We start from the raw sequence: 4,429 nt of genomic DNA, 5'->3' as shown, positions 1-4,429 counted from the left end.
CAGTGTGCTGCACTGGACCACAAGGAAGACAGCAAGCTTTATATTGAAAGGGAAGGGTATGGATTCTTTTTTAAACTTTTCATGCATGGACAGAGAGACAAAGGACGATCAAGGTTCGAACTTTCTCCACATATGTTTCCGGCATATGGTAAGCCCGGTACAACGGCAATGATTACTGCTCCAGGAGCCTTTGAAGGTATTGAAAAGCTTGTGGAAGATTCAACGACATTCAAGAACGAGGCATGTGCAAGACTGAGTCTTATGCCTCATGCCGATGACCCGATAAAAAGTGCTGAGACAGTGAAGTGTCCCGTATTGTTTTTGATTTGCGAAAACGATGAGCTTGTTTCTTCCAAGTCTCATAAAAGAGCAGTAGAAATACTTGGCGATAAAGCTGTTGTCAAAGGTTATCCCATTGGACATTTTGACATTTATTTTGGAGAATGGTTTGAAAGAGCAGTTAATGATCAGATTGAATTTATAAAAAATATTGTTGAGAGACAGGGAAGTTTTCACAGTGAATAAGAACAAATGCACTGAAATAGATATGGAATCCATAAGAGGCAATTTTTTGAAGTATACACGCAAAGCATTTCTAATGCTACCAGAAATAGATAATTCATGTATACTTGATATTGGGTGTGGTTCCGGCATTCCTACAATGGAACTTGCAAGATTGAGCGGTGGCCAGGTGCTGGGAATTGATATCGACCAGTTACGACTGGATAAGCTTGAAGAGAAGATTGGGAAAGAAAATCTTTCAGACAAAGTCCATACATTGAATTGTTCGATTGATGAAATGAATTTTGAAGATGAAAGTTTTGATATTGTCTGGTCTGAAGGTTCCATTTCGGTTGTTGGTTTTGAAAAGGGAATAAATGAGTGGAGAAGACTTATAAAGCCAAAAGGATTTCTTGTTATCCACGACAGCCTGATTAATCTGGACAGTAAACTGGAACAGATTAGCAAATCCGGATATAAGCTTCTTGACTATTTCATAATAGACAGGGATGTTTGGTTTGAAAAATACTTTTTGCCCCTGAGTATAGAGGTTGATCATGTTAGAGAATATTGCAAATTGGAACCGGATACAATTCGTGAAATTGAAAAATACCAGAATCAATTGAACGAATTTGAGAGAAATCCTGAACTTAATCAGTCGGTATTTTTTGTAATGCAGAAAATTTCAACAAAAACCCTGGAATAATCATGATTAAAGTAGTATACTTGATAAACATTTTATCAATCAACATGCTTAAAGGAGTATTTAATGAGCGCAATAGACAAAAAGGAAATAAAAAGAAAAAGAATGATGGGTTATTTCATAGATTCTGCAATAAATATCATTGATGAAGAAGGTATAGACAACTTAACTATAAGAAAGGTTGCAGACATGGCAGGCTACAACAGCGCCACAATATATAATTATTTTGAAAATCTGGATCATCTGGTCAGTTATGCAGCAATATCATATTTGAAGGAATATTATCTGACATTGGATGATTATATTAAGCAGGGCAAAGATTCATATGAGAGGTTCATACTTGTATGGAAAAAATTCTGCATACATTCATTCAAGAACCCAAAAATATATAAAACAATATTTTTTGCCAGAACCAAGCAGACATTCGCAGAAATATTCAACGACTATTTCAACATATATCCTCACAACTTCGGAGAACATGATCAATATACACTTCCGATGCTTGAAGAAAAGGACATATATGCAAGAAACATGACCATTCTTGTTCCAATGGTTGAAGACAAAATCATTATGGAAGAAGATGTAGAGGATATAAATGAGGTTGTAATCCTTGTATACAGGGGAGCTCTTGCAAGATTGATAGACAAGATGGAATATGAAGAAATAAACAGGTATGAAGAAGTAGATAAAACAATAAGATATATCAAGAGGATAATTGATTCATATATAATATAAACAGTCTAAAATTGATATTAAATCAAGCAGAAATTTTTAGTAAGGAATATTTGATATATATTTAACAAAACAAGAGTTTTCACATTTACTCTTGTTTTTTTATTAGGTTTTTTATAATCGAAGCAAAAGAAAACGATTTTCCCAACAAAAAGTAACTGTGATTAATTTATAATCATGTTTACTTTTTGTTTTTTATGTTGTATAATGAAATTGACTAAAATTTATCAAGGAAAGGAGTAAGTATAGTGAAATTAGAGTTAGGCAATTTTTATGTCAAAGATATTAAATTTGGAAAAGATTCTAAGTTTTCAGATGGAACACTTTGGATAAATAAAGAAGAGGCTCTTGCTGTTGTAAGAGAGGACGAACATATAACTGATGCAGATTTGGTTATTGCAAGACCAGGAGATGAAACTAGAATAGTACCAGTTAAGGAGGCTATTGAGCCTAGATATAAAATTAATGATGATATTCCAGCTTTTCCAGGAGTGACGGGAGATGTTGTACAGACAGGATATGGTAGAACACATGCACTTAAAGGATGTAGCGTTTTAGCAGTAGGCAAGCACTGGGGAAGTTTTGGAGACGGACTCATAGACATGTCAGGTGAAGGTGCAAAATATACACTTTTCTCAAAATTGAATAATGTTTGTTTAGTGGCAGATACTGATGAAGCTGATGAAAGACATGAGCAGCAGAAGAAGAATCGTGCAATCAGATGGGCAGCTCACAGACTTGCAGAACATCTTGGAAGCATAGTTAAAGATTCTGAGCCAGATGAAGTTCAAACTTTTGAACTTGGTCAAATGATCAAGAGAGATAAGTCAGTAGAAGAATTACCATCAGTAGTATATGTTATGCAGCCTCAATCACAAATGGAAGAAATGGGATACAATGACTTGTTGTATGGATGGGATTTAAACCATTATATACCTTCGCTTGTACATCCAAATGAAGTAATGGACGGAGCAATCATTTCCGGTTCTTTCATGCCTTGTTCATCTAAATGGTCAACTTACGATTTTCAGAATAATCCAACAATAAAGGGACTTTACGAAGAGCACGGGAAAACGCTTAACTTCCTTGGCGTTATTCTTTCAAATCTTAATGTATCACTTGAACAGAAACAAAGATCTGCTCAGTTTGTAAGCAAGCTTGCAAAAATGATTGGTGCAGACAGTGCAATTTTAGCTGAGGAAGGATATGGGAATCCAGATGCAGACTTTATAGCATGTTACGTAGAGCTCGAAAAGTCAGGAATAAAAACTGTTGGAATGACAAATGAATGTACTGGACGTGACGGTCAGTCACAGCCATTGGTAACACTAGATGAAATGGCAAATGCCATCGTATCCTGCGGAAATGTTTCTCAATTAATTGAGTTACCACCTATGAAGACAGTTATTGGTGAACTTGAATCATTGGCTAGAGATGGTCTTTCAGGTGGATGGGCTGATGATGAAATACTTGGAGCATCGGTAAAAGAGGACGGAAGTATAATATTGGAAAACAATTCAATGTTCTGTGGAGACCAGGTTTGTGGTTGGTCGCCTAAGACAATGAAAGAATTTTAAGGAAGGAGATAAAGATGAAAAAAGCTGTTATATATATAAATCAATTTTTCGCCGGTATCGGTGGTGAAGAGTTTGCTGATCATGAGCCTGAAATCAGAGAAGGTCTTATAGGACCTGCATTGGCTATAAATACTGCACTGAAAAATGCAGAGATTACTCATACAATCATATGCGGAGACAATTATATGGGTTCAAATACTGAAGATGCAGTAGCTCAGATAAATGCTATGCTGAAAGATATTGAATTCGACGTATTCTTTGCAGGACCAGCTTTCCAAGCGGGAAGATATGGGGTTGCCTGTGGAACAATCTGTAAGCACGTAAAAGAGAAATTTAATGTAGAGGTAATCACTTCAATGCATGCAGAAAATCCTGGAGTTGACATGTTCAAGAAGGATATGTATGTATTCTCCGGAGGAAAAAGTGCTGCTGCAATGAGAAAAGACACTGCTAAAATGGCTGCTCTTGGTGATAGAATATTGGACGGAGAGACAGCATTTCTTTCAGAAGAACTAGGATTCTTCAAGAGAGGAATAAGACATCAGGTTTGGTTGGAAGATAGTAGACCAGCTGCAGACAGAGCGATAGAAATGCTTCTTAAGAAAGTTAAAGGTGAAGATTTCACAAGTGAGTTGCCAATACCTAAGGTTGACAGAGTACCTATTGCAGCACCAGTTGCGGACCTTAAAAAAGTAAGAATAGCTCTTGTTACAACTGGGGGGATTGTTCCAGTTGAAAATCCAGATAGAATTCAATCAGCATCTGCAACTAGATGGGGAAGATATGACATCAGTCAAATGGACAGACTTGAAGGTGGAGTGTTCAAAACTATTCATGCAGGATATGATCCAGCAGCAGCAGATACTGATCCAAATGTATGTGTTCCTGTAGATGTAATGAGGGATTTTGAAAAGCA

The 4,429-nt window shown here is 36.4% G+C and carries 4 protein-coding genes and 1 pseudogene; all 5 read left to right on the top strand.

The window, feature by feature from the left end:
- A pseudogene (locus AC3AX0_RS07955) lies at positions 1-525 on the top strand (hypothetical protein); the annotation flags it as partial.
- A complete protein-coding gene (locus AC3AX0_RS07950; protein ID WP_487549768.1) occupies positions 518-1,207 on the top strand; it encodes a class I SAM-dependent methyltransferase in 690 nt (229 codons plus the stop codon). The pseudogene AC3AX0_RS07955 and the gene AC3AX0_RS07950, both read left to right, overlap by 8 nt.
- A 63-nt stretch (positions 1,208-1,270) precedes the next feature.
- Complete coding sequence (locus AC3AX0_RS07945; RefSeq protein ID WP_487549767.1) at positions 1,271-1,939, top strand: TetR/AcrR family transcriptional regulator; 669 nt, start codon at positions 1,271-1,273, stop codon at positions 1,937-1,939.
- Positions 1,940-2,184: 245 nt separating this feature from the next.
- Positions 2,185-3,513, top strand: a complete 1,329-nt coding sequence (locus tag AC3AX0_RS07940) for a glycine/sarcosine/betaine reductase component B subunit (RefSeq protein ID WP_487549766.1) — start codon at positions 2,185-2,187, stop codon at positions 3,511-3,513.
- A gap of 14 nt (positions 3,514-3,527) precedes the next feature.
- Positions 3,528-4,429: glycine/betaine/sarcosine/D-proline family reductase selenoprotein B (locus AC3AX0_RS07935; protein ID WP_487549765.1), on the top strand; the 902-nt coding region annotated here is incomplete at its 3' end.

This window comes from Dethiosulfatibacter sp. (assembly GCF_983023055.1).
The sequence above is the reverse complement of the archived record's forward strand: the minus strand, read 5'-3'. Positions and strand labels throughout refer to the sequence as shown.

What these genes read in the sequence shown, in the direction of transcription:
- AC3AX0_RS07945 (WP_487549767.1), top strand. Translation starts at nt 1,271, where the DNA reads ATGAGCGCAATAGACAAAAAGGAAATAAAAAGAAAAAGAATGATGGGT.